The organism is Enterococcus sp. 22-H-5-01 (assembly GCF_050310005.1).
Taxonomy (GTDB): domain Bacteria; phylum Bacillota; class Bacilli; order Lactobacillales; family Enterococcaceae; genus Enterococcus_A; species Enterococcus_A hailinensis.
In genome coordinates, this window is record NZ_CP189993.1 from 1985205 (window position 1) to 2009904 (window position 24700).

The 24700-nt window shown below is 39.9% G+C and carries 19 protein-coding genes; 15 read left to right on the forward strand and 4 right to left on the reverse strand.

The window, feature by feature from the left end; genetic code table 11:
- The first annotated feature begins 153 nt into the window (after positions 1 to 153).
- The 12 genes from ACQKTA_RS10105 to pcp all read left to right on the forward strand — a co-directional run bounded on the left by ACQKTA_RS10105 (position 154) and on the right by pcp (position 11366).
- Positions 154 to 930 carry a TatD family hydrolase gene (locus tag ACQKTA_RS10105; RefSeq protein WP_407856486.1) on the forward strand — a complete coding sequence of 259 codons (777 nt, stop codon included), beginning with the start codon at positions 154 to 156 and terminating at the stop codon, positions 928 to 930.
- Positions 923 to 1486 carry a ribonuclease M5 gene (gene rnmV / locus ACQKTA_RS10110; RefSeq protein WP_407854998.1) on the forward strand — a complete coding sequence of 188 codons (564 nt, stop codon included), beginning with the start codon at positions 923 to 925 and terminating at the stop codon, positions 1484 to 1486. The genes ACQKTA_RS10105 and rnmV overlap by 8 nt, the downstream gene beginning before the upstream one ends.
- Positions 1483 to 2355 (forward strand): 16S rRNA (adenine(1518)-N(6)/adenine(1519)-N(6))-dimethyltransferase RsmA, encoded by an 873-nt coding sequence (gene rsmA, locus ACQKTA_RS10115; RefSeq protein ID WP_427813625.1) that lies wholly within the window; start codon positions 1483 to 1485, stop codon positions 2353 to 2355. Before rnmV ends, rsmA begins: the two co-directional genes overlap by 4 nt.
- Before the next feature lie 117 nt (positions 2356 to 2472).
- Positions 2473 to 3588, forward strand: coding sequence for a DUF3089 domain-containing protein (locus tag ACQKTA_RS10120; protein WP_427813626.1), 1116 nt, complete (start codon positions 2473 to 2475; stop codon positions 3586 to 3588).
- 252 nt (positions 3589 to 3840) lie between these two features.
- Positions 3841 to 4794, forward strand: a complete 954-nt coding sequence (locus tag ACQKTA_RS10125; protein ID WP_427813627.1) for a rhodanese-related sulfurtransferase — start codon at positions 3841 to 3843, stop codon at positions 4792 to 4794.
- A gap of 90 nt (positions 4795 to 4884) precedes the next feature.
- The gene (locus tag ACQKTA_RS10130) at positions 4885 to 5496 is read left to right on the forward strand and encodes a hypothetical protein (RefSeq protein WP_427813628.1); all 612 of its coding nucleotides are present in this window, start codon (positions 4885 to 4887) and stop codon (positions 5494 to 5496) included.
- A 169-nt stretch (positions 5497 to 5665) separates the two neighbouring features.
- Positions 5666 to 6370: a winged helix-turn-helix domain-containing protein gene (locus tag ACQKTA_RS10135; protein WP_427813629.1), complete on the forward strand. Its 705-nt coding sequence runs from the start codon at positions 5666 to 5668 to the stop codon at positions 6368 to 6370.
- A 136-nt stretch (positions 6371 to 6506) separates the two neighbouring features.
- The gene (locus ACQKTA_RS10140) at positions 6507 to 7673 is read left to right on the forward strand and encodes a glycoside hydrolase family 3 N-terminal domain-containing protein (RefSeq protein ID WP_427813630.1); all 1167 of its coding nucleotides are present in this window, start codon (positions 6507 to 6509) and stop codon (positions 7671 to 7673) included.
- Between the two features lie 446 nt (positions 7674 to 8119).
- Entirely contained in the window at positions 8120 to 8896 is a 777-nt protein-coding gene (gene proB, locus ACQKTA_RS10145; protein WP_427814546.1) for a glutamate 5-kinase, read from the forward strand.
- 165 nt (positions 8897 to 9061) lie between these two features.
- Positions 9062 to 9742, forward strand: coding sequence for a 5-oxoproline transporter, DUF969 family subunit (locus tag ACQKTA_RS10150; protein WP_332581660.1), 681 nt, complete (start codon positions 9062 to 9064; stop codon positions 9740 to 9742).
- Between the two features lie 12 nt (positions 9743 to 9754).
- On the forward strand, positions 9755 to 10699 hold the full coding sequence (locus ACQKTA_RS10155; RefSeq protein ID WP_427813631.1) for a DUF979 domain-containing protein: 945 nt from the start codon (positions 9755 to 9757) through the stop codon (positions 10697 to 10699).
- A 22-nt stretch (positions 10700 to 10721) separates the two neighbouring features.
- The gene (pcp, locus tag ACQKTA_RS10160; protein WP_427813632.1) at positions 10722 to 11366 is read left to right on the forward strand and encodes a pyroglutamyl-peptidase I; all 645 of its coding nucleotides are present in this window, start codon (positions 10722 to 10724) and stop codon (positions 11364 to 11366) included.
- Positions 11367 to 11424: 58 nt separating this feature from the next.
- Here the strand turns inward: pcp and ACQKTA_RS10165 are convergent, their stop codons facing one another.
- A complete protein-coding gene (locus ACQKTA_RS10165; RefSeq protein ID WP_427813633.1) occupies positions 11425 to 13182 on the reverse strand; it encodes an ABC transporter ATP-binding protein in 1758 nt (585 codons plus the stop codon).
- Positions 13175 to 14902: an ABC transporter ATP-binding protein gene (locus ACQKTA_RS10170; protein ID WP_427813634.1), complete on the reverse strand. Its 1728-nt coding sequence runs from the start codon at positions 14900 to 14902 to the stop codon at positions 13175 to 13177. Before ACQKTA_RS10170 ends, ACQKTA_RS10165 begins: the two co-directional genes overlap by 8 nt.
- A 473-nt stretch (positions 14903 to 15375) precedes the next feature.
- On the opposite strand from ACQKTA_RS10170, the gene ACQKTA_RS10175 reads away from it, so the two are divergent.
- Both ACQKTA_RS10175 and spx read left to right on the forward strand, forming a co-directional pair.
- Positions 15376 to 16608 (forward strand): 3D domain-containing protein, encoded by a 1233-nt coding sequence (locus ACQKTA_RS10175; RefSeq protein ID WP_427813635.1) that lies wholly within the window; start codon positions 15376 to 15378, stop codon positions 16606 to 16608.
- A gap of 365 nt (positions 16609 to 16973) precedes the next feature.
- Positions 16974 to 17399, forward strand: a complete 426-nt coding sequence (gene spx, locus ACQKTA_RS10180) for a transcriptional regulator Spx (RefSeq protein WP_427814547.1) — start codon at positions 16974 to 16976, stop codon at positions 17397 to 17399.
- A gap of 85 nt (positions 17400 to 17484) precedes the next feature.
- Here spx and ahpF read toward each other — a convergent pair whose 3' ends face one another.
- A complete protein-coding gene (ahpF, locus tag ACQKTA_RS10185; RefSeq protein ID WP_427813636.1) occupies positions 17485 to 19017 on the reverse strand; it encodes an alkyl hydroperoxide reductase subunit F in 1533 nt (510 codons plus the stop codon).
- A gap of 9 nt (positions 19018 to 19026) precedes the next feature.
- Complete coding sequence (gene ahpC / locus ACQKTA_RS10190; protein WP_407856496.1) at positions 19027 to 19590, reverse strand: alkyl hydroperoxide reductase subunit C; 564 nt, start codon at positions 19588 to 19590, stop codon at positions 19027 to 19029.
- A gap of 553 nt (positions 19591 to 20143) precedes the next feature.
- Between ahpC and ACQKTA_RS10195 the strand changes: the two genes are divergently transcribed.
- On the forward strand, positions 20144 to 24700 hold the full coding sequence (locus tag ACQKTA_RS10195) for a SpaA isopeptide-forming pilin-related protein (RefSeq protein WP_427813637.1): 4557 nt from the start codon (positions 20144 to 20146) through the stop codon (positions 24698 to 24700).

Genomic DNA, 24700 nt, shown 5'->3' on the forward strand with positions numbered 1-24700 from the left:
GTATAGGCAAGTATAAAAGGAATTTGATGATTACACATCCGACTTTCGGCGGATTTTCATAGAGAATGAGAAAATCTGGATTTTGTGCTATTGTATGGTAGACATCTGTTCAGTGAAGAACCACTAGGAAATTGAAAGAAAAGAGGAAAACAAATGATTTTTGATTCGCATACGCATTTAAATGCAGAGCAATTTGAAAATGATATTCCGGAAACTGTCCAACGCGCACAAGAATTAGGTGTGACTGAGATGGCAGTTGTAGGATTCGATACACCCACGATCGAAAAAAGTCTAGAATTAAACCAACAATATGAAGGAGTTTATTCGATCATTGGCTGGCATCCGACTGAAGCGGGCAGCTATACGAAAGAAATCGAAACAGACTTGATCCAAAAACTGACTTTACCAAAAGTGGTCGCTTTAGGCGAAATCGGTTTAGATTATCATTGGATGGAAGATCCAAAAGAAGTTCAAGATCGAGTCTTTCGGCGTCAAATCGCGATCGCTAAAGAAATGAATCTACCAATCAGTATCCATACGCGTGAAGCACTAGAAGATACTTATAAAATCTTAAAAGAAGAAGACATTCGAGATATCGGCGGAATCATGCACAGCTTCAGCGGCAGCGGCGAATGGGCCAAACGTTTCTTAGATTTAGGTATGCACGTTTCTTTTTCTGGCGTCGTGAGCTTCAAAAAAGCTTTGGATGTCCAAGAAGCAGCGACTGTTGTCCCAATGGATAAATTATTGGTTGAGACGGATGCGCCTTATTTGGCACCCATGCCATATCGCGGCAAACGTAATGAACCAGGCTATACTCGTTATGTGGTCGAAAAAATCGCGGAATTACGTAATCTACCTTGGGAAGAAGTCGCACGTCAGACGACTGAAAATGCACACCGTCTATTTAGGATCAGTGATCATGGCTAAAGATAAAATCGAAGAAATCATAGTTGTTGAAGGCAAAGACGATACAAAACGTTTAAAAGAAGTATTCGAAGTCGATACGATCGAAACAAGAGGTTCAGCGATCGATGAGAATATTTTAGAACAAATCGAACACGCTCAAGCGACACGAGGGGTGATCGTGTTTACCGATCCTGATTTTTCAGGCGAAAAGATCAGGAAAACGATCATGGAAGTAGTTCCTGATGCCCAACACGCTTTTCTTTCTCGTCGAATGGCGGCACCACAGAAAAGAGGAGCAAGTTTAGGGGTCGAGCATGCTAGTGATGAAGCGATCATCGAAGCGTTGCAAAAAGTCGTGACCCCAGCAGAGACAGACGAACCCGAAATAACTAGACAAACCTTATTAGGATATGGTTTAATAGCGGGAGCTCAAGCGCGGGAACGTAGAGAAAAGCTTGGGGATGAATTAAAGATTGGATATACGAATGCCAAACAATTAGAAAAACGTTTGATGATGTTTCGTATTACGGAAGATCAATTACATGAGGCCATGAAGAAAGTTGAGGAAACCTTGTGAACAAAGATATAGCAACGCCTTCTAGAACAAAAGAAATCCTACAAAAATATGGTTTTTCTTTCAAAAAAAGTTTAGGACAAAATTTTTTGACGGAACCCAATATTTTACAAAAAATTGTCGCGACTGCAGAGATCGATGATCAGACTAATGTGATCGAAGTCGGTCCAGGGATCGGTGCATTAACGGAACATTTAGCCCGAGCAGCCCATCAAGTTTTGGCTTTTGAGATCGATGATCGTTTGATTCCAGTTTTAGCCGATACGTTAAGTCCTTATGACAATATCAAAGTCGTCCACAACGATATCTTGAAAGTCGATTTGAATCAAGAGACCGCCTACTTTGATCAAAAAGGTCCAATCAAAGTGGTCGCAAACTTGCCTTACTATATTACAACGCCGATCATGATGCATATTTTAGAATCAGAATTGGCAGTCGATGAAATGGTCGTGATGATGCAACGGGAGGTCGCCGATCGTATTTCGGCCAAACCAGGAACAAAAGCCTATGGCTCATTGTCGATCGCTGTCCAATATTATATGGAAGCAACAACGGCTTTCATCGTACCTAAAACAGTTTTTATCCCGCAACCGAATGTGGATTCTGCGATTTTACGCTTAGTTCGCCGTGAGACACCAGCAGTCGAGGTCACAAATGAAAAAGAATTTTTCAAACTGACAAAATCAGCGTTTGTCTTACGTCGTAAAACATTATGGAACAATTTATTGAATACTTATGGGAAAGACGATGCAACAAAAGCTTGGTTAGAAGCAAGCCTGCAACAAGCCGAAATCGATCCAAAACGTCGAGGTGAAACTCTTTCATTAGCAGAATTTGCCCGTTTATCAAATGCTTTGGAACAGAATAAATAAAAATAAAAAGAGCTGCGGCTCTTTTTATTTTTTCATTAAATCCACAGATAATTTGGTAATTAAAACCCAGCTCCCTTATAATAGTAACAATAAAATAGTTTTTATCTGGAGGAAGAAATGAAAAAATTTATGTTAGGATTGCTTGTAGTAGTGCTACTTGGTGCGGGGGGCTACTATGCGTATACCACGATGAATAATAAAGAAGAACCCAAAGAAGAGACGCGCAAGACCTCAGTCAAAACCAAAGATCCAGAAAAAGCCGGGGAAACGATCAAAGCAACTGATTATAGTGATGCAGACAATTGGCTGGCCAAACCAACGGAAATTACGAATCAGGCCGATGTTTTTATGTTGTATCCAAGTGCGTATGCTCGAAAAGATACGGATGCGTCTCCAATCGCCAAGATCGACAATGCCAGTATGCGTGCAGGCGCGCAAGTATTTTTAGCGAGTCAAGGTTCTGCCTTTGAGACAAGCGGAAATATTTATGCTCCGTATTATCGTCAATTAGATTCTAACTGGTTATTGTCTAAATCTAAAACGGAACAAAATGAATATATCGATGGTGTTCCTAAAGTGGATGTCATGGCTGCATTTGATTACTATATCAAACATGAAAATAATAACCGTCCCTTTATCTTAGTGGGCCATTCACAAGGCGCTCGGATGCTTAAAGCGATCATGTATGATTATTTCAAAGCAAATCCTGGTGTAAGTGATCGAATGATCGCCTCATATGTGATTGGTCAATCTGTGACCCAACAAGAAATGACGGATAATCCACAAGTTAAATTTGCAACGGGTGCAGATGATACCGGCGTCGTGATTTCATATAATACGGTCGCTTCTGACTTCACGGGTCAATTACCAACCTGGGATGAAGGAGCATTAGCCATCAATCCAATCAATTGGACCACTGATGGTACAACGGCGACCGCAGCAGAAAATTTAGGTTCATATGTTCGAAATGATTCTGGTGATTATACGAAAGAAATGAATCTAGCAGATGCAACAGTCGATACGACCCGCGGTCTAGTTGTTTGTTCCACTGCGGATGAAGCCAAATACTCAATGCCGGAAAGTACGCGTAAGATTTTCCCGCAAGGCTCGTACCTTAATAATGATATCAGTTTCTATTATTATAACTTGCAAGCCAATGCTGAAAATCGAGTGGCACAATATCTTGCCGTTCATCCGGATCAAGCCCAAACCCAAACACAAACAGCCCAATAAGCCAAAGCGCGAGAGCAAAGTAGAAAATTTTGCTCTCGTGCTTTTTTTTTATAAAATGAATTTTTTGTCAATCTTTGTAAAAAGTTTTACAAGCATCAAATTAGAAAAAACGATTTCTATCTCCTATAGTAATAAAAGATTAAAAAATCAGCTGATCAAATGTAGAGACGAAAAAGGGTTAGTGAATGAATCTACAGAATCAGAGAGCTCTTTTAAACAAAAAAAGGGTGAGACAACTTAGGAGGAACAACCATGGACTATCGTGTATTACTATATTATAACTATACAACAATTGAAGACCCCGAAGCTTTTGCTCAAGAGCACAAAGCCTTTTGTCGTGATTTAGGATTGAAAGGTCGGATCTTAGTTGCTCCAGAAGGTATCAACGGGACCGTCTCAGGGACGATCGCAGCAACAGAGCAATATAGGACTGCGATGTTAGCTGATGAACGTTTCAAGGATACTTATTTTAAAATGGACGAAAGTGAAGGGCATGCGTTTAAAAAACTATTTGTCCGTCCAAGAGCAGAATTAGTCGCTTTGAATTTGGAAGAAGACGTTGATCCACATCAACTAACGGGAAAATATTTAGAGCCTAAAGCTTTTCGCGAAGCTTTGATTTCAGAAGATACAGTCGTGATCGATGCGCGCAATGATTATGAATATGATCTAGGCCATTTTCGGGGCGCTATTCGGCCGGAAATCCGTAATTTTAGAGAACTGCCTGCCTGGATTCGTGACAACAAAGAACAATTCATGGATAAAAAAATCGTTACTTATTGTACTGGCGGTATTCGATGTGAAAAATTCTCCGGTTGGTTATTACGAGAAGGTTTTGAAGATGTCGCTCAGCTACATGGTGGGATCGCTGCTTATGGGAAAGACGAAGCAACGCGTGGAGAGCTTTGGGATGGCAAAATGTATGTCTTTGATGAACGTATTAGTGTTGAGATCAATCAAGTAGACAAAAATGTGGTCGGAAAAGAATGGTTCGATGGGACACCGTGCGAACGTTATATCAATTGCAGCAATCCCGAATGCAATCGTCAAATGTTAGTCTCTGAAGAAAATGAGGCTAAATACTTAGGGGCTTGTTCGATCGAGTGCGCGCGCTATCCGCAAAATCGGTATGTGAAAAAACATCAAATCAGTACCGCTCAATGGGAACAACGAATCAAAGAATTAGAAAGCCAATTCGTAAAATAATAAAAAAAACCCATGTGTCTTGACACTTGATGCGGTTTGGACTAAACTAAAGTCAAATCCAAGTGTCTTGACACTTAACGGGGGATAAACATGCGAAATAATTCAGTAAGACATTTGACGATTTCAGCTTTATTGATTGGGTTAGGAGTCTTGATTCCAATGGTCATGCCGAAAATCGTGATCGGACCGGCTTCGTTTACGTTAGCCAGTCATGTACCAGTCTTTATTGCGATGTTCTTTTCGCCAGCAGTTGCTGTTGCTGTAGTTTTAGGAACGACTTTTGGGTTCTTTCTATCAACTACGCCGATTATTGCGATGCGGGCATTATCACATATAATTTTTGCCGTGATCGGAGCGGCTTACTTGCAAAGACATCCAGAGATCGTATTGAAAAATGGCAAATTTACCTTAGCCAATGGGCGTTTCCAGTTATTTAATCTGGTGATTGGTTTGATCCATGCTGCGGCAGAAATGTTGGTCGTCTCCGTCTTTTACTTTATGGGAAATATGCCCGAGACATTTTACTCACAGGGCTACATGTATACCATTTTTATTTTGATGGGAGTTGGCGGCTTGATCCATAGCTTGATTGACTTTAATATCGCCTATTTTGTAGCGGGTGCCTTATATAAGCAGTTTAACTTACCAATTTTTGCAAAAGCTCTTAATCGTAAGAAAAACTTAAACAATGCTACGGCTTAAATCGCGAGTGAAATCGCGATTTTTTCTTTATTTTATGTTAAAAAAAACAGAAAAATGAGGAATGTTCATAATTTTATTCAATATCATCTAAAATAAGACCATTTATTCGCTTAGTTTTAAGTTATATTCTTTTTATAATAATTATTGATTAGAAAATGAGGGCGATTAAATGGTTCGAGTATTAGTTTTAACCAAAAATATTTTAGCAGAAGAAATTTTAGCAACAAAATTACAACATTTAAACTATGAATTCTTTTGTTCGACAAGCATCTTGGAAGAATTGCAAGCGACTGGTCAAATTTCCGAATTTGTTAACTATTTTCCAATCGTGATCATCGGCGAAACGATTTCTAGCTATGAGATGGAATTGTTATTACCAAAATTACAAGCCGGCGGTCAAAGTATTTTACGAGAAGTCGATCATTTGCTGACAGAAGATGAAAAAGCGATTTTATATGAACAAGGATTGAATGGTTTTGTCCAAAGCAGCGACTCGATCGAATTGTTACGGGAACAATTGGCCGAAGTGGCGACCCAATATCAAGGAAAACCTTTTGAACCACTTCACGTAAAACGTTGTTTTGCAGGTGAAGAGGAGCACGATATCACTTCGATGACATTGATCAATCTTTCTTCATTAGAATTACAAGTTTTAGAAATCTTGCGTAATCATTCTGGTGAGATCGTTTCTCGGGATGACTTATGTATGGCACTTTGGGGGGATATCTCTCAATCACGTTTGGCACAACTTTCTTCACTAGTTAAGAATATCAAATTAAAATTAGAATGTTTAGAAACGGATCAGGAAATCGTTCAAACGATTTGGGGAAAAGGCTACCGTGTACGTAATGACGTAGCGATCCAAACAAGATAAAAGAAGTGCGGGAACAAAAGTAGCTGCTACTTTTGTTCCTTTTTTTTGTTATGAGCGGATTCTAATCGTTAATAGTAAATAGGCGCTTCTTACAGATAGCTGTGCTAAAATAGCCATGTGTAAAAGGGGGATAAACATGAAGAAGCTTCTATTATTTAGTTTGTTGGTGTTGGCTTCAGTCGTTACACTTACCGCTTGCGGCAGTTCAGAGAAAAAATCTTCTGCCAGCAGTCATTCAACGACTACAAGTAAGTCAACGACGACGAAAACATCAAAAGAGGATACAAGTGAAAATAAAAGTGTTAAAGAAAAAGTGAAACAAACCATGGATGGAATGTCTATTGAAGAAAAAGTCGGGCAATTATTTATGGCGCGTGTACCGGAAGCAAATCAAATCGCAGATATCCAACAATATCATCTAGGTGGGTATCTATTGTTTGATCGAGATATGGAAGGCAAGGGACAAAGTGATTTGAAGCAAATCATTGCTAGTTATCAAGCAGCCAGCCAAACACCGATGTTTATTGGTTCAGATGAAGAAGGAGGAACAGTCAGTCGGTTAAGCCGTAATCAAATCGTTTCACCAGCATTTGAAAGTCCCCAAGTACAATATCAAACCAATGGCTGGGATGGAATTACCCAAGATATCGATCGCAAAGCTCAAGTTTTTAAAGAATTAGGCATTCAGATCGGGATGTTCCCAGATGCGGATGTTTCGACTGACTCTCAATCGTTTATCTATGATCGGACAATCGGGATGGATGCTGCTGGAACAAGTAAATATGTTACACTGAGTGTTGACGAAATGAAAAAACAAATGATCGGTTCTACATTGAAACACTTTCCTGGTTATGGAAATAACCGTGATTCGCACGTTGAGATCGTAACTGATGATCGTTCCTTAGAGGATTTACGCAAAAATGATTTCTTGCCTTTTGAAGCAGGAATTAAAGCAGGTGCTGACAGCATCATGGTGTCACACAATATCGTTCAAGCCATCGATGGCAATCGCCCAGCTTCGATCTCGAAACCCGTGCATGATACGATCCGTAATGAGTTAGGTTTCAAAGGTGTCATCATGACGGATGATATGGATATGGCGGGCTTAGCTGATTTTATCTCGCAAGAAGAAGCTGGGTTACAAGCATTACAAGCTGGAAATGACATGATCCTATCTTCGAGCTACAGCACACAGATTCCTTATATTTTAACAGCGATCCAAAACGGTGAGTACAGTGAGAAACAATTGGACCAATCCGTGGAACGTTTATTGACTTGGAAAGCGAATTTGGGATTGATTTAAAAAAAACCTTCTATTGATTATTCAATAGAAGGTTTTTTGTTATACATTTACTAATGTTAAATAGAATATATTAATTTTTTAGTTATTAAATAAAACAGGAGCTGAAAGATTAGATTATAATGAAGAAAATGTCCGTAATGTTTTATTTATATTTACCAAATAATGGTTTGGATATAACTAGTGAATAGAACTTGAATGCGGATGGAATTAATCAATAATTCTATCGATTTTTTTTAAAATAGAATTTTTTACTTTTATTAATGAGTTATGATGAATAAAAACGCTCTATATAGCTCGATTTGAATTATTTTTCCATAATAAATAATACAGTTTTAAAATTTTATTTCATAAAAAATCTGTTTTTTTCTCAACTGTTATGATAGTATAATTAGAAATCGTAAAACACAATTATTATTTAATGTTATTATAAAAAGGTGAATCGAATGTTGAGAAGAGAAATACGAGAAGCAAACGTTATTGTAATAAAAGTTGGAACCAGCTTATTAGTATCTTCCGAACAAGGGATCGCGGAGTCAGTCATCGAGCGATTGGCTTTCGTATTATCTGAATTAACGGCAGAAGGTAAGCAAGTAATTTTGGTTTCGTCTGGGGCAGTAGGAATCGGTTTGACTCAATTAGGGCCTGTCTCAAGATCGGCAGCGGCAGCAGTCGGACAAGGAAAATTGACTAGTTTATACGAAAAAGCTTTTGGTAAGGAAGAACAACAGATTGGTCAGCTATTGTTGAGTCGTGAAGTGTTGGCTTATCCTGAAAGCCAAGCGAACTTCGCTGAAACGATCCATGAGTTATTAGCCAATAAAATCTTACCTATTATAAACGAGAATGATGCAGTAACGATCGATGAAGGAAATCATTTAGCAAAATTTGCTGACAATGATGAATTAGCTTTATTAGTATCAAAAGCGGTCAACGCCGATTTACTGATCATGTTGTCAGATGTTAATGGTCTGTATTCAGAAAATCCCTTCATGAATGAAGAAGCAACTATGTTTCAACATTTAGCAAGCATTGATCAAACCTTGATCGAAAATGCGAGTCCGGCATTGGATGGACTTAGCCGTGGCGGTATCCGCAGTAAATTAAAGACTGCTTCCGGAGCATTAGCATCGAACATTTCGATGATCCTAGCGAACGGAAAACGTCCAGAAGTACTATTTGATATTTTGGCCGGTCAAGAAGTCGGTACGTTGTTCAAGCGCTGAGCTATTTTATTTAAATTGAAAATTCAGAAGATTGAAAAATCATTCGTTTGTTGGATAAATAATGAAAAAATCAATCTGATATTACGTTAGTAGCTTTAAAGAAACGGAATCAAACTCATTTTAGTAAATGAATAGATTAATTTTAATTAAAGGGGAATAGTTAGTATGGAATTAGTAAAATTGATTGGAATTCTGATTGTTATCATCGGGTTTGCACTAAAATTAGATTCAATTTTGATTATTTTAGTTGCCGCAGTAGTGACAGCAATCACTGGAGGATTAGGTGTAGAAGGTTTGTTAACGACATTAGGAACAAGTTTTGTTTCGAATCGTTCGATGGCGATCTTTATCTTGATCATGTTAGTAACGGGAACGTTGGAACGAAATGGCTTGAAAGAATCCGCTGCTAAATTGATTGGTAAAATCAAGAATGCGTCTGCTGGAGCTGTGATCGGGGCCTATGGTATCATGCGGTCACTCTTTGCGGCATTCAATATTAGTTTTGGCGGCGTTGCTGGATTTGTTCGTCCGATCATTATGCCGATGGTTATCGGTTCGATCGAAGCGAAAGGCCAAGAACCCGCAGAAGATTATGTTGAGGAATTGAAAGGCATGTCATCTGGGATGGAAAATATTGCTTGGTTCTTCTTCCAAGTATTGTTTGTCGGCGGTCCGGGAGCATTATTAGTCCAAGCAACATTGAAAGATTTAGGCTATGAAACGAGTTTGCTTGATTTGGCTAAAGTAGAAATTCCAGTCGCGCTCTTTGCGGTAATCGTGGCGATTGTTTATTACTTCCTAAAAGATCGAAAATTATACAAAAAATATTACGGGAACAGTAAATAAGGAGGAACGTCGATGTCATTTTTTCTAAGCCAAGATGTACTATTATCTGAAAAATTACTTGAAATTATTTATATTATTATGGGTGCGGTCGCGGTCTACACAGGGATCAAAAACGCACGGGACAAAGAAAATCCTACGCCGATCGGTACGGCAATTTTCTGGTGCGCATTAGGGATCGTGATGATGTTTGGTCGTTGGATTCCAACAATGATCGATGGTGTCTTAGTAATTATCATGACTTTGCCGCCGATCTTCAAAAAAGTTAACAAAGGAAAAGAAAGTGCTCCAAATGAAGTCTTTACGAAGAAAATGGCTGATAAGATCGGAATGAAGATTTTTATTCCAGCTTTATCAATGGGAATTTTCGCAATTATTTTTGCGGTCTTTACGAACTTAGGCGCATTAGTCGGTGTGGGTGTCGGTGTTTTAGTAGCGATCGTGATCTTGATGGTTTATTCTCACTCAAACAAACCAATCGTCTTCTTAGATGATGCGGAGCGGATGTTATCAACGGTCGGTCCATTAAGTATGTTGCCAATGTTGTTAGCAAGTTTAGGGGCGATCTTCACTGCTGCAGGTGTGGGTGAAGTGATCTCTGATCTAGTAGCTAAGGTCATTCCAAAAGGCAATGTTAATTTAGGGATCATTGTTTTTGCGATCGGGATGATGTTGTTCACGATGATCATGGGGAATGCCTTTGCGGCTATCACCGTCATGACTGTCGGGATCGGTGCACCGTTTGTATTAGCTTATGGAGCAGATCCAGTATTGATCGGCATGGTCGCATTGACTTGCGGCTATTGCGGTACGTTGTGTACTCCAATGGCTGCCAACTTTAACATCGTGCCAGTCGCGATGTTAGAGATGAAAGACCGCTTTGGCGTTATCAAAAACCAAGCCTTATTGGCAGTGATTTTCTTAGTATTTCAAATTTGTTATATGATTTTATTTAAATAATTGACGAAGAAAGGTGAGAGTTATGAAAGTATTGATTACTGGTTTTGATCCCTTTGGCGGGGCAGAAATTAATCCTGCTTATGAAGCAGTGAAATTATTACCAGACACGATCGAAGGAGCAAGTATCACTAAGCTAGAGATTCCCACGGTTTTTGAAAAAGACGGAGAAGTTTTAGCTAAAGCAATCGAAGATGTTCAACCAGATGTCGTGATCTGTGTAGGACAAGCGGGCGGACGTTCAGATATTTCGATTGAAAAAGTAGCAATCAATTTGATGGAAGCACGTATTCCAGATAATGAGCAACAACAACCATTGAACCAAGTAATCCATGAAGATGGCGAGACAGCCTATTTTGCGACTATCCCTGTAAAAGCAATGGTCAACAATGTAAAAGCAGCAGGAATTCCTTCAAGTGTCTCTTATACTGCAGGAACTTTCGTCTGCAACGATATCATGTATCGTTTGTTGTATTTAGCAGAAAAACAAGGCAAGGATCTTCGCGGAGGCTTCATCCATGTGCCATATTTACCAGAACAAGTAGTTGGCTTACCAGTTGGAACGCCTAGTTTACCAGTTGAAACAATCGCAAAAGGATTAGAATTTGCGATTGCGGCTGCAGTAACGACTGAAGAAGACCAAAATACTGCTATGGGAACGATCATGTAAGGTAAAACAAAAAAGACGGAGACAAACGCAGCAATGCGTTTGTCTCCGTCTTTTTTTATTAACTTTGAGAAAATTGTGCTTGGTAAAGTTTTTTGTAATAGCCGTCTAATTGGAGTAGTTGATCGTGGCTGCCGATTTCTACGATATTTCCGTGATCCAAGACCAAAATCTTGTCGGCACTTTGGATCGTTGATAAGCGGTGGGCGATCACGAAACTCGTGTGATTTTCCATCATTGCCAGAAAGGCATTTTGGATTTTTTGTTCAGTCAACGTGTCGACCGAACTGGTTGCTTCATCCAAAATCAACATCGAAGGACGACTGATCATCGTCCGAGCAATCGTGAGTAATTGGCGCTGACCATCAGAGAGTTTCACTCCAGCTTCACCGACGATCGTATCCAATTTATCCGGCAGGCGCAGTACGAAATCATACATATAAGCATCTTTCAACGCATCATAGATTTCTTCATCGGTAGCTGATTCGCGGCCGTACCGAAGATTTTCGCGGAGGCTGCTGTCCATCAACCAGGTTTCTTGTAAAACCATCCCGAATTGTTGGCGCAAACTGTCGCGAGTCAAATAGCGGATATCGGTGCCATCGATTTGGATCGTACCATGATCGACTTCATAAAAACGCATCAGCAAGTTGACCAAGGTTGATTTACCGGCACCCGTTTTTCCGACGATCGCAATCGTTTGGCCAGGCTCGACCACCAAATTGAAATCTTCGATCAATGGTTGATCTTTTTGGTAAGCAAAGTCGACGTGATCAAAGACCACTTTTCCTTTGGCGTCGGTCAAAACTTTGGCATTTAGGGCATTCGGTTTTTCAATCGGTTCTTTTAATAATTCAAAGGAACGATCCAATCCGGCAATCGCAGTTTGGATCTGGATCGTGATACCTGACAATTCAATAAATGGTTTGGTGAATTGGCTTGAGTAGATCGTGAAACTTGAAATGATCCCGATCGTGATCTCGCTATTGGTCCGTAAGGCTAATAGTCCACCAACTAAACCGACCGATAAATAAGCCAAATGATCGACGAACCGTGAAGACGGGTTGGTCAATGAAGAAATGAATTGGGCTTTTTGTCCTCGGACATATAATTCTTGATTCAAGGCTTCAAAATTTTGTTGATTTTGTTCTTCTCGTTGGAAGGCTTTGACGATTTTTTGATTACCGACCATCTCAGTGATAAAACCAGAGATCGAACCAACTAATTGTTGTTGATTGGTAAATGATTGTTGCGATGCTCGGGCGACGATATACGTCAGTAAGAAAATAATCGGCGTAGCGACTAAAACGACTAAAGTCAGCATCGGACTTAGAAACAGCATAAAGACTAAAGCGACTAAGACGACAGTCATGCCTGAAAAGACTTGGTTGAAGACGGCTGAGATCGCGGTCGAGATATTATCCATGTCATTAGTGAACCGGCTGACGATATCACCCTTGGTACTTTGATCGTAGTAGCTCAAAGGCAATTTATTCAAGTGGGTAAATGTTTCTTCTCGTAGTTTAGCAACCGAGTCAAAAGCTACGGTATTTCCAATTCGCTGGATGAAATATTGACTGACGACTGTGACTAAAAAGATCCCGATGAAGAGTTGCAAGATATGGAACAAGTGCGTGAAATCAACATTGCCATTATCGACCATTTGATCGACTGCAACTCCAATGTAATAGGTCATCAAGACCGAGGTGATCCCACTTGCGATCCCTAAGATCACTGCGATGATCAATTGTTTCGGATAAGCAGCTAAATAAGGGATAAATAGTTTCATTGAATGGAAGAAGTTTTTTTGTTTACGCATGTGATTCGACTCCTTCCGCTTGTGATTCGACTAATTCTTGGTAAAGGACAGAATTGTTCAATAAGGCTTCATGGTTCCCTTTAGCCGCGATTTTTCCGCTATCCATCAGTAAAATCGTTTCTGCTTCTTGGATCGAACGCAATCGTTGCGAGATGATGATCACACCACAGTCCAAGTCTTGTTTCAATGCTTGACGCAGATCAAGGTCGGTTTGATAATCCAACGCGGATAACGAATCATCAAGAATCAATAATTCTGGTTTACGGATCAAAGCGCGCGCAATCGTTAAGCGCTGACGTTGTCCGCCAGAGAAATTTTTCCCGTTTTCTAAGATTACGGTATCTAAGCCTTTAGGCAAGGTTTCGACAAATTCACTCGCTTGAGCAGTGGCTAAAGCTGTCCAACAGTCTTCGTCGGTAGCATCTGCTTTACCCCAAAGGAGATTTTCCCGAATCGTTCCTCTGAACAAGACAGCCGTTTGAGGAACGATTGCGATCTCAGAACGCAGTTTATCAAGATCCCACTCTTTGACGTTGCTGCCGGTGAAAGTAACAGTTCCTGTTGTCGCATCGTAAAATCGCGGAATCAAACTGATCAAGGTCGATTTCCCGCTGCCGGTCGCTCCGGTGATCCCCAGAATCTCATTTTTTTTCATTGAAAAAGTAATACCTTCAAGGGCTAAACCAGATTTTTCTGTATAACGAAAATCAACTTTGTCAAAAGCTAAAAGTGCAGCTTGCGGGTTCGTTTCTTGAATCGTCCCCTCATTGGCTAAGGTCGTATCCGTTGCGAAAACTTCGTTGATCCGGTTAGCAGAAGCGGCTGCCCGCGTGAACAGAACCACTAAGTTTGAAACAACGATCAATGCTAATAACATTTGGTTCATATAATTGATCAAAGCTAAGATCTGACCTTGCTCTAAGTGGCCAACATTGACTTTGAAACCGCCAAAGTAAAGCAAAGCAGCAACTCCAGCATTCATGATCAAGGTCGTGCTAGGTGAAAGCAAGGCTGAGATATTGGCGACACGTTGGTTCAAATGAGAAATTTCTTCCGCTTCATCGTTGAAATGGTTCGTTTCTGTTTCTGTTCGAGCAAAAGCCCGGATCACACGAACCCCAGTTAAATTTTGTGTGACTAATTGATTCAATTGATCCAATTTTTGTTGGATGTTTTTATAAAGTGGTACTGAGTAGCGAATGATCAAGTAAAGGATCAGACAAAAAATTGGTAATAAGATCAAAAAGATCAGTCCCATTTGCCAATCGATATAAAAGGACATGATCACTGAACCAATGCTTAGAAAGGGTGCCCGAATGACTAGACGAATCATCATTGCCAAAGCGCCCTGCATTTGGTTGATATCGTTGGTCATTCGAGTGATCAATGTATCGGTACCAAAACGGTTTAACTCGTTGTGTGAGAATTGATTGATTTTTTCCATCAATCGATTGCGCAAGACCGTCCCGAAACCTTGGGAAGCGACCGAAGCATAGTACTGGCAGATCAATGCGCAGATCCATCCAACGACTGATAAGGCTAACATGATCAAAGCCATTTGGATCACTTTGCTACGGTCATGTTGCGCGATTCCTTCATCGACGAGTTTCGCCATGAACAAAGGCAAGACCAACTCGAAGATGGCTTCTAAAAATTTGAAAAAAGGGCCAAGGATCACTTGTTTACGATAATCTTTGGCATAACGTAAAAGCTGAATCATATAAGTTCCTCCATTATATAAAGTAAAAAATCGACAATCAGCATGTTGTTCTCATTGTAGCTTATTTCTAAGTATTCTAAAAAAATAAACTTCTATAGAAAGAATAAAAACGGGTCATCAGTTGTATCATATCAAAAGATATTTAAAAATGAAAAACATTTAGAAAATTATCATACCTATTTTCATAATGAAATAGACGAATTTAGCTACAAGCTAGTCTTAAATGAGACGAATCAGGAGGACAGCATTCGAATTATGTAGAGGATGATACTAGAATATTACAGAAACATGACAAAAAAGAGAGTCCTTTCATCCTTGAAAAGACTCTCTTTTTATGCTGAATGCATCCATATAAATTATTTTTACTTACTTTTTATTCCCAATCTGTAATCAAATGTAATGCTGGTGAAATAATATTAGAGCTTTTTTCTCGTATAATGACAAAGGGTAAAATAGAAAGGTGGACTTTTTAAGTGAAAAAGCAGGTATTTGGGGTCGTTGCAACACTATTGTTGGGTGTTAACGTACTTTTCCCAGTCTTTGCACAAGCAGAGTCACTGAGTGAATTAGATAAACAAGAATCCGTGATCACGCGTCAAAGCGATAAAATCAGCGGTGAAATTCAATTAGCATTGAATGATGTGAATGAAAAATATCAAGAAGTAAATGATATTCGGGAAAAAATCAGTCAAAATGAGAACAAATTGACTGAAACAAAAACGGAGATCACAGCAACCGAACAAAAAATCGAGCGTCGGAAAACAGCGATCGCTGAACGGATGAAAACTGCCCAAGTCAATGGGATGAATGAACGTTCGATCACTGCGTTATTAGAAGCGAAAAATTTAGGTGAATTCTTGAATCGAGCTTTTGCGATGTCGGTCATCCAGAATACTGAAAAAACGAAAGTCGCTAGTTTAGGTGAAGCGAAAGAACAATTAACTGAATTGAAAGCAACACAAGAAAAGACCCAGACTCAGTTAGAAACAGATAGCAAAAATCTGGCAGCTGAAACGGCTAAGTTAGATGATAAAATGGCCAATCTAAAACAAGAGTTGGCTGACAATAAAGCTAGTTTAGAAAAAATCAGCCAAGATAAAGAAGTTGAAAAAGCACGTCAAGCAGCATTGAAAGCTCAGGCTGAAAAAGCGGCTAAAGAAGCCAAAGAAAAGGCGGCAGCTGAAAAAGCACAAGCAGAAAAGGCCGCGCAAGCCGCAGCAGCTGAAAAAGCACAGGCTGAAAAATCAGCCAAAGAAGCATCAGCCAAAGCTGCCGCACAACAAGCTGCCAAAGATGCGGCCCAAGCAACAGCCAAAGCGTCGAGTGCTGCATCAAGCAGTACCGCAGCAACAACATCAACAAGTCAACAAACAACAGAATCATCGGCCCAAGCGACAACGCCAAGTACGCCGACAACTTCTGGTCGAACCTTACAAATGGAATCGACAGCTTATTCATGTGCTGAATCGGTCAATACGTATTTTACGGCGATGGGCATTGACTTACGTCAAAATCCTCAAGTGATCGCTGTTGACCCAAGCGTGATCCCATTAGGTTCAATGGTGGAAGTTTCAGGTTATGGTATTGCGATTGCTGGTGATACGGGTGGTGCAATCAAAGGAAATATTATTGATTGTCATTTTCCTACAGAAGAGCAGTGCATACAGTGGGGCAGACGTTCGGTCACAGTAACGATCATTAGTTAATATAGAAGCAGTTGGTCCAAGAGTAGTTACTACTTTTGGACCAACTTTTTTTTGGCTAAACACCAATCAGCTTTTGTCGTTTTTAGGAAATTTTTGATAAAAAACGCAGAACTACCTACTAGTTGTTATAAAAACGTCTAGACCATTTCTTCTAAAAATTAAGCCATGCAACCAATAAGTTAATCATTCCTAGCAAGCCTTTAAAATGAAAATATGAATAAAAGTTATATAAATTACTGTAATTTATAAAAAATATTCTTTTTCAAAAAATATTATAGTGAAATATTTAACATACATAAAAAAATATTGTAGTATTTACTTCATAAAAAAACTACTGAATTCGATGAAGGAAAGGTATGCTGCAGATGATTAAAGTATATAGCTCCTCAAGTTGAACGTCTTGTCGTAAAGCCAAGGTTTGGCTGAAAGAGCAAGGATTAGAAATCGAAGAACGCAACATTATCTCTGAACCATTAAATGAAGAAGAGATTAAACGTATTTTGTGTTTAACAGAATTTGGGACGGATGAAATCATTTCGACTCGTTCAAAAGTTTATGAAAAATTGGCGCTGGATTTCAATGAATTATCATTGAGCGAATTGGTAGCGATTATCGTGAAGTATCCAAGTCTTTTGCGCCGTCCGATCATTACTGATGGAAAGAAATTACAGATCGGTTATAACGAAGAAGATATCCATCAGTTTATTCCCCGTGAAGTTCGCAAGATGACTTCATTAAGAATGACCGAACAGCTGCTTTATATGGACTTGAAAAACCAACAATTCGCTTGATTATGCTGAGGCGAAGAATTTTTTACTGCATTAAACAATAAAAAACTCATTCAGTCTCTTCGAAAAGAAAACTGAATGAGTTTTTTTACGTGTGACGGATCAAATAATCAAAAGCTCCTAGAGCGGCAGTAGCGCCTGAGCCCATCGAAATAATGATCTGTTTGTAGATACTGTCAGTACAATCACCAGCAGCAAAAATACCAGGTACATTGGTCGCACCATGACCATCGACTAAGATCTCACCGCGTTGATTTAACTCAAGCGAGTCTTGCAGCCATTCAGTATTTGGCATCAAACCAATCAGAATGAAGACGCCTTCGACCTTCAAAGTATGTTCTTCATTGGTCAACCGATCTGTATAAGTCAATGCTTCTACCTGTGAAGAGCCAGTGATTTCTTTGGTTGCGGCATTGGTGATGACGGTGACATTGTCCAGCGAATGCAGTTTTTTCTGCAAGACTTGATCCGCTTTTAATTCCGGTAAGAATTCTAAGACATAGATATGTTTCGCTACGCCGGCTAAATCGATGGCTGCTTCGATCCCTGAGTTTCCACCGCCGATCACGACGACTTCTTTGTCTTTGAACAAAGGACCATCGCAGTGAGGACAATAAGCGATCCCTTTGTTTTTGAATTCTTTTTCACCAGGAACATTGATCGCACGCCAACGAGCACCAGTGGAAAGGATCGCAGTTTTAGCTTTTAATTGCGCACCATTTTCCAATGTCACTTCGATTAAGTCAGATTTCGTGATCGCTGTGGCACGTTGTCCTTTCATGATATCGACATCGTATTGTTTAACGTGTTCTTCGACTTGACGCATTAATTGCGGGCCTTCGATATAGGGAGTACCGATGACGTTTTCGATCCCTAAAGTTTCGAGGACTTGACCGCCAAAAGTTTCTACGACCATCCCAGTCTTGATGCCTTTTCGTGCTGCGTAGATAGCGGAACTAGCACCAGCTGGTCCACCGCCGACGACTAAAACATCAAAAATGTCTTTGTCAGCAAATTCGTCGGCACTAAGTGGTCCCGCTACTTTTGCCAAAATTTGTTCGATCGTCATTCGGCCACTGTCGAATTCGGATCCATCTAGGAAAACAGTCGGTACCGCCATGACTTGTTTGTCATCGATTTCTTGTTGGTACATGCCGCCCTCGATCATAGTATGAGAAATCTTAGGATTCAAGACCGCTAAAATATTCAATGCTTGAACAACATCCGGACAATTGTGACAGGTTAAGCTGACGTATGTCTCGAAAGTCAAAGGTCGTTCAATACTTTGGATCTGTTGGACGATACTGTCTTCGACTTTCGGAGGCCGTCCACTGACTTGCAGCAGTGCCAAGATAAAGGAAGTACATTCGTGGCCCATCGGCAAACCAGCAAAGATGATGCCGCTAGCTGGAGCGCCTTTTTGATTGACCTCAAAGCTCGGTGTACGTAGTAAAGGTTTTGCTTCAAGTGACAGTTGCTCGCTCATTTCTACAACTTCAGTCAAAAATATTTCGACCTTTTTCGAATCTTCCGATTGATCAAAACTGGCTGAAAAGACAACTTCTGATTCTAGTAAGGCTAAATATTGTTTGAGTTGTTCTTTGGTTTCATTATCTAACATAGGGCCACCTTAAATTTTTCCAACTAAGTCAAAGCTTGGTTTCAAGGTTTCGCCGTCTTCTTTCCATTTAGCCGGACAAACTTCTCCTGGATGTGTACGGACATATTGAGCTGCACGAATTTTATCGATCAATCCGCTAGCATCCCGTCCAATTCCATCGGCGTTGATTTCCATAGCTTGGACAATGCCATCTGGATCAATGATGAAGGTCCCGCGTTGTGCTAGACCAGCTTCTTCATCTAAAACATCAAAAATGCGTGAAATATGATGGGATGGATCACCAATCATCGTGTAGTTGATCTTACCGATCGCGTCGGATGTATCATGCCATGCTTTATGTGTGAAATGAGTGTCCGTCGAACAAGAGTAGACTTCCACATCAAGTGTTTGCAATGTTTCGTATTGTTCTTGTAAATCTTCTAGTTCAGTTGGGCAGACAAAGGTGAAATCCGCGGGATAAAAGCAGATGATCGACCATTTACCTTGAAGTGTTTCATTTGAGACCTCGATGAATTTTCCTTGACGATACGCTTGTGCTTGGAATGCTTCGACTTGTTTTCCGATTAATGACATAGATGAACCCTCCTGAGTTTAAATTGAGAAAATATTCTCATAGTTGATAATAAGAGATCTCTGGAACTGGGGAAGCTTGACCTCTTATTTACAATAATTATAAACAAAAAGAAAAGTAGTTGCAAACGTTTTTCTGGTTTTAATCTAGTAAATATTTATTTAAATATAACGTAATTAATAATAGTTATTCTATATTTTAGAAGGTAAACAAGTAGCTAAAATGACAATTAATAATGACTATGATTTTGTTTGATAGGGATTACGAGCAAAGCTGATTCGTTTATAGCGAAGAATCAAATAGAAAAAATAAATAGGATTGTGAGAAGAAAATATTATGTGCAACTATTCATTATCAAGTATAGAAAATATTAAAAAGAAAAGAAGTTATAAAATAAGCTGGCTATTATTCAGTCTTTTTTATTATAATTAGTAGGGATAATGTTATATTCCAAGCGTTATCGTTTGTAATAAAAAATAGGTCATAGGATAATGTAATTATCTTTTTAGACATTATTTGTTTTTAAATTAAATTTTAATTAAAGGTTGGTGCGGTATGAAAAAATGGGTAAATTTAGCAATGTTGTTCACATTGGTGGGGAGCATTGCATCACCGGTAATTGGGACAGCTGTAGAAATTACCACTCCATCAAGTACTCAGACGAGTACAACAAAAACAATTGGATCAGTAGCCAGTGACCCGAAATCAATTGTTTCGTCAGAGACAGCTGTTTCAAGTTCAAAGACAACAGAGGATTCTACGAGCAGTACAACAGAAGCGAGCACGGAGGTCACTAATCAACTTACGATCGATAAAAAAAGTAAGTTGAAAGAGACAGAAGAGCACCAAACGGAATTGACATTGATCGGCAAAGTGGATAGTTCAGCTGAAAATACCTCAGCGATCACTTTTGAGACGACAAAAAATTTTGTGCCCGCTGAAATCAAAGACGATGCAAAAGTCATTTTAAATGAAGCAAAAGAAACGATCGGAACGTATGCAGTCGAAACAAAGGCTGACCGTATCCAATATACGTTGAACTTCAATAAGTTAGCAAAGGGCGAAAATCGTTTCAAATTGATTCTATTGGGATCGATCACACGCGGCCCGGACGAGAACGTGACTTTTTATCAAGCAGATGAGAAATTAATTCAATTAGCTTTACCAGAAACGAGCGACAGTTCAACAAGTGAAAGTTCTAATACGGCTAGTGAAACAACGAGCAGTGAAAGTACAGCGACCGAAAAGACGGCTGAATCGACTTCGGAAAAAACAAGTGGTTCTAGTGACGAATCAACGACTGCAAGCAGTGAATCAACGACGAAACAAGCAACAAAAAAAGCCAGTCGAGCGGCAGAAGAACCTAGAGAAGCAGGGGCGATCGATGAATTATTCACCCAATATGCTCCAGGGGATAATTTTTTGACCGATAGTCAATTGACATTTAAACCTAATCCGCCAACGATCAATTCGGAGATTCATTTTGAGTTGAATTTTGCGATCCCAGAAGCAGTACGGGTCGAAATGGTTCCAGGGGATTATTATGAGATGGATATGCCGTCAGGTTTAGCAATCGAAGCACCCTCACCTGAAGGGAATCTGACAGATAGCGATGGGACGATTTATGGAACTTATAAATTCGATGTCGCAACACAAAAAATACGGATCACTTTCACGAAACAAGCCGACCAAGACTTTTTACCGCCAGAAGGAGGTAGCGTGGATGCCGATGTCCACTTTGATACCCAAAAAATCACTCAGCCGGGAACAACGACGATCATTTATCCAAGTAAGACTAATCTTCCACCTTATACGGTGACGATCAAGCCGACGAGTGGTACATCTATCAGCAAAGCAGGACATACGGATAAAGCCAATAACCCGAATAAAGTGACGTGGGAAGTTGATTTCAACAAAGACTATGCAACTTTAGATCAGCCGGTAGTCACTGAAAAATTTCCACAACAAGTAACTTTTAATAAAAACGAAACTGGTGCAGTGACTGTCTATCCATTGACCGTTGATTTTAATGGCAATGTGACAGGAACAGGGACAACGCCATTGGATCCTAGTTCATATACGGTCCAAGATGATGGTTCGATCAAGTTCAATACAACGATCAATCGTCCATATCGAATCGTTTATGCTACGACGATCAAGGATGAATTCAAACCGACTGATGGCGGAACGATCCCAATCACAAATAATGTGACGTTGACAGCCGGAAATGTAAGTTTGGATGCTTCAGCGACCGTTCAATTGAATTATAAGAAGGCGCTAGAAAAAGTTCGGACTGGGTACGACAGTCTTAATCAAATCTATAGTTGGCAGATTCGTTACAATTATGGTCAAAAAGAATTAGCCAATGATACGGTCATTTCAGATACGTATACGAATATGACCATCGATCCAGCTAGCTTCAGTGTGTATACGGTCAATTTTGATAGCAACGGCAATGCTGTCAAAGGTTCAGTGATCGATCCAGCTGATTATGAGATCGACACGACGACGAATCCATTTACGATTCGCTTCAAAAACAATGTCCAAGCAGGTAAAGCGATCAATATCGATTATAAATCTAAAGTAAACAAGATCGTATCAGGTTCGGCGAACAATCAAGTTCAAGTGACAAATACGGCGAAAACAGATCATTTGCCGCCTACCACAACGATCACTGAAAGGCCATCGCAGCAAGTGGTCATCAAAAACAAACCAACCGTCGATCCAGGAAGTAAGATGGCGAATTATGTGATCGATATCAATAAGAATAAATATGAGATGGACAATGCCGTCTTTACCGATACGATGGATCATACAGAAGATGGGTATGTAAGTGTACCGTTCAAAGTAAAAAATCCTACTACTGAAGATGCGGGTGTTTTGATCCGCGATGTCAATGATAACAATCGAATACTGACAGGGGCATTTATCTTATTAAAAGCAGATGGAACACCTTATCTTCAAAGTATTGGTGATCCAGAGACTGCGGATTATGTCGTTCGATTGAATGTAAATGAATCTGGCAGAGGATATAAAAACTTTACGGTAACTTTCCAAAATGGCTATGCTAAGACGAGTCATCAGTTCCAAATGAGTTACTATGTGAACTACAATCAGTTTAGTGATCAAAAACCTAATCCAGATACGACCTTGAAGTATGGAAATACGATGAAAGTCAATTTTGTCAATAATGATGTTCCTTATGATTCGAGCAGCAGTAAGGATTTCACTACTAGTACCCAAGAAGCCAATCAAGGAATGAAATCCGGCAGTTACAATCCAGTGACCAAAGAAATCACATGGACGATCGTAACGAACTACAATAATCTAGGTGTCTCTGTCTTTAATCTAAAAGACCCGATCACAGGGAATCAATCTTATGTCAAAGATTCTTTGAACGTCACACGCGGCACGATCAATGGAAGCGGCAATTTTGTAGCGACAACCGATGCTGACTATAGCGGCAACCAAGTCGGGAAAAGTTATTTGACGGTGACCGAACCTACTGTAGGCGGGGAAGACGATCAAGGAACCTTAGAATTACAGTTTGGTCGTCAAGGTGAATTTATCCCTGGTTGGGATGCTTCCAATTCACCTAAGGTTTATCAAATACAATTCAAGACTTCATTAAAAGGAAAGATCGTCTATGATCAAGCAACGTATGCCAATACAGCGACTGTTCAAATCGCCGGCGTAGACCAACAATTGTCGGCTTCTGTATCGATTGCATTTGGTGGGCAATCGGCGTTGAAAAATGGATCATACGATGCAAATACAAATCAAATCAATTGGTCACTGATCATCAATCCGAACCAATCACTCTTGTCGAATGTTAAAGTGACGGATACACCAAGTGCCAACCAGATCTTAAAAGAAAATTTCAAATTATATACTGGAAAATATTCCGGGTCAGGAAATGCGACGACTGTTCAACCAGATCAAGAAGTGCCGAGTGATCAATATACAGTCAAGGTCACGACCGATCCAGCAACTGGTCAGCAGAGCTTTGTAGTCGACTTATCAAAGATCGAGGAGAAAGACGATTCGAATGGTGATTTGACTGGTGTGATCGAGAAGCCGTATGTATTGACCTATGCGTCCGAACCAAACTTCACTTCGCAAACAGAAAATGTCACGAACAATGCAACAATCTCGAGTGAAGGCAAAGAATTGCCAGGAAAAGATACCCAACGGACGATCTCAGTCCGGATCCAAGATTCCAGTGGTACGGCCTATGGGACAAAAGGCAAAGTCACTGTCCAAAAAGTCAATGGCAAGGATGAAGTCGTACCGGGAGCGGTCTTACAATTAGTCCGTAAGAATACCCAAACAAATCAATCCGTTGTACTTTATCAAACAACGACTGATAGCCAAGGGATGACGACTTTCGGGAATTTGATCGCAACCAGCTCGCTCTATGAATATTACGTCAAAGAGATCGAAGCCCCTGACGGCTATACGATTCCAGATGAACTATTGAATGGAAAACGGGTAACGGTGAATACTAATAATAGTACAGAAATCACCGAGATCGAAAACCAACCAGTCAAAGTCGTCTTTGAAAAAACGAATGGGAATGGTCAAGCGTTAGCCGGTGGATTGTTTACTTTGTTCCGCAATACATGGACAAAAGAAAATCCAAATTATGCGATTGTTCGCAGCTTTACTCCGACAACGAATGGCATGGATCTTTCTGGTTTGGCAGATGGTCAATACCGCATCCAAGAAGTGGTCGCTCCAACGGGGTATCAAATCAATCAAACTTTGATCAATTTTGAAATCAAGAAGAATGATAATAATTCCCGCAGTGTGTATGTAAATGATCAAGCAGTGGCTAATGGTGTCTTGCAATTAAGAGATTACCAAGGTTCAGCTGTCTTGAAGAAAACTAATGAATCCGGGAAGGTATTGTCTGGAGCACATTTCCAACTACAACGGGCGGAATTAAATTCAGAGGATTATAGCGATTATGGCGATCAATCAATTTATGTCACTGATCGCGATGGCTTGTTGAATCTGAAAAACTTAGCACCAGGTAAATATAAACTAAAAGAAAGCCAAGCTCCTGATGGCTACTATTTAAATAGTACGGAGTTCAGCTTTGCGATCTAA

What these genes read in the sequence shown, in the direction of transcription:
- pcp (WP_427813632.1), top strand. Translation starts at nt 10,722, where the DNA reads ATGAAAGTATTGATTACTGGTTTTGATCCCTTTGGCGGGGCAGAAATT.
- ACQKTA_RS10125 (WP_427813627.1), top strand. Translation starts at nt 3,841, where the DNA reads ATGGACTATCGTGTATTACTATATTATAACTATACAACAATTGAAGAC.
- ahpC (WP_407856496.1), bottom strand. Translation starts at nt 19,590, where the DNA reads ATGTCATTAATCGGAAAACAAGTCGAAGCATTCCAAGCACAAGCGTAT.
- ACQKTA_RS10130 (WP_427813628.1), top strand. Translation starts at nt 4,885, where the DNA reads ATGCGAAATAATTCAGTAAGACATTTGACGATTTCAGCTTTATTGATT.
- ACQKTA_RS10105 (WP_407856486.1), top strand. Translation starts at nt 154, where the DNA reads ATGATTTTTGATTCGCATACGCATTTAAATGCAGAGCAATTTGAAAAT.
- ACQKTA_RS10150 (WP_332581660.1), top strand. Translation starts at nt 9,062, where the DNA reads ATGGAATTAGTAAAATTGATTGGAATTCTGATTGTTATCATCGGGTTT.
- ACQKTA_RS10170 (WP_427813634.1), bottom strand. Translation starts at nt 14,902, where the DNA reads ATGATTCAGCTTTTACGTTATGCCAAAGATTATCGTAAACAAGTGATC.
- ACQKTA_RS10140 (WP_427813630.1), top strand. Translation starts at nt 6,507, where the DNA reads ATGAAGAAGCTTCTATTATTTAGTTTGTTGGTGTTGGCTTCAGTCGTT.
- ACQKTA_RS10195 (WP_427813637.1), top strand. Translation starts at nt 20,144, where the DNA reads ATGAAAAAATGGGTAAATTTAGCAATGTTGTTCACATTGGTGGGGAGC.
- ACQKTA_RS10155 (WP_427813631.1), top strand. Translation starts at nt 9,755, where the DNA reads ATGTCATTTTTTCTAAGCCAAGATGTACTATTATCTGAAAAATTACTT.
- rnmV (WP_407854998.1), top strand. Translation starts at nt 923, where the DNA reads ATGGCTAAAGATAAAATCGAAGAAATCATAGTTGTTGAAGGCAAAGAC.
- ACQKTA_RS10165 (WP_427813633.1), bottom strand. Translation starts at nt 13,182, where the DNA reads ATGCGTAAACAAAAAAACTTCTTCCATTCAATGAAACTATTTATCCCT.
- ACQKTA_RS10120 (WP_427813626.1), top strand. Translation starts at nt 2,473, where the DNA reads ATGAAAAAATTTATGTTAGGATTGCTTGTAGTAGTGCTACTTGGTGCG.
- ahpF (WP_427813636.1), bottom strand. Translation starts at nt 19,017, where the DNA reads ATGTTAGATAATGAAACCAAAGAACAACTCAAACAATATTTAGCCTTA.
- ACQKTA_RS10135 (WP_427813629.1), top strand. Translation starts at nt 5,666, where the DNA reads ATGGTTCGAGTATTAGTTTTAACCAAAAATATTTTAGCAGAAGAAATT.